Genomic DNA, 1,373 nt, shown 5'->3' with positions numbered 1-1,373 from the left:
GAGACCGTTGCACGAAGATATTTGATTTTCTCATCCTCCTTTTCGTCCGTTTTTTAGGAGGATTTCGTTCAGGGCAGTCTTTCTCTTATCATATTTTCCCCTCTTTTTGAGCTTTAAAAGGCTCAATTTGAGGGGGATTTTTGACTTGAGAGGATGCCAAATGCTCCTCTCGAGGAGGATTCGGTCATTGGGTATTAGCTGACAATTGGATTATCATCATAGGGGCTCTTTTGATGTTGTGACATATGGACTCCAAAATATTTTGTCCGTGAGTCTTTAGCAAACCCTTGTAACGACATCGACCGCCTTTGAACCACCGCCTAATACTACCGAATGTCCTTTCCACCTTACTTCGAGTCTTGCTGATGAGCCGATTAAACTCTTTCTCTTCCTCGCTCAATCGTTGCCCTCTCTTAGCTTTCCTCATTATCTTATCGGTCAGCTTAGACTGCCTTAGGTGTTCTGAATTGCCTTTTGATGTGTAACCTTTGTCGGCAAGCACTTCAACCCCTTTGGGCAGCTTGAGTTTATCAATAAGGGTGGTGAATTCAAGGGTGTCTGAAACATTAGCAGAAGTAGTTATCAATCCCTCAATTAGTCCCTCATCTGTAGTGGCAACGTGTTTCTTGTAGCCGAAGCGAAACTTACCTCCCTTTTTCACCCATCTTCCCTCTTTATCCACTCCTCGCTTCCCTGAGCAAAGTGTAGACATATACTTTTGCTCTTCAATTTTCTCCTCCTCACTTCGATGGTCTTCTCGGTCATCTGCGACTTCTATCTTGATCGATCCATCCGGAGAGAATGGGCTATCAACGATACTGGCATCTACAAGCACACCTCGCTTGATCTCCATAATCCCATGCTTCTTGAGTTGCTTATTTATCATACTAAGCAACTTGTCCCAAAGCCCTTTTTCAACTAACGCATTCCGAAAACGGCAAATAGTACTATGGTCGGGAGAGACATGCTCCATGTCTATCCCAAGAAACTTGCCAAAACTGATGGAGTCATTAATTCGCTCCTCTACAGCCCTATCGCTCAGGTTATACCAGACCTCTAAAAGGAGTATCTTAAACATCAGAACACCATCATAGGTGGGCTCCCCTTGTGCTTCTGCTCTCTTATTGAGCTTTTTATTGATAAAGGTCTGTATGGGGCGCCAGTCAATAAGAATATCAACTTGCTCTAAGAAGCCATTACGTGCTTTGGCTCGTCTCTGCTCTGTGAAAACTTCTACAAAACTTGGATTATCGTTGGATGTACTCTTGAAAGACATATGGAATCAGTAATTATTCCTTGTTAAACATATACAAATATACTGATAACCAATGAGATAAACAAGTGTTTAACGCAGTTTTTTGTGCAACAGTCTC

At 42.5% G+C, this 1,373-nt stretch carries 1 protein-coding gene; it reads right to left on the bottom strand.

What is annotated here, in order from left to right; translation table 11 throughout:
- Nucleotides 1–184 precede the first annotated feature (184 nt).
- Nucleotides 185–1,276 carry an IS5 family transposase gene (locus tag A3GG_RS0101795; RefSeq protein WP_018357618.1) on the bottom strand — a complete coding sequence of 364 codons (1,092 nt, stop codon included), beginning with the start codon at nt 1,274–1,276 and terminating at the stop codon, nt 185–187.
- Nucleotides 1,277–1,373 lie beyond the last annotated feature (97 nt).

This window comes from Porphyromonas levii DSM 23370 (assembly GCF_000379925.1).
GTDB lineage: Bacteria > Bacteroidota > Bacteroidia > Bacteroidales > Porphyromonadaceae > Porphyromonas_A > Porphyromonas_A levii.
Note: the sequence above shows the minus strand (reverse complement) of the source record. Positions and strands in the feature narration are given on the sequence as shown.

What these genes read in the sequence shown, in the direction of transcription:
- A3GG_RS0101795 (WP_018357618.1), bottom strand. Translation starts at nt 1,276, where the DNA reads ATGTCTTTCAAGAGTACATCCAACGATAATCCAAGTTTTGTAGAAGTT.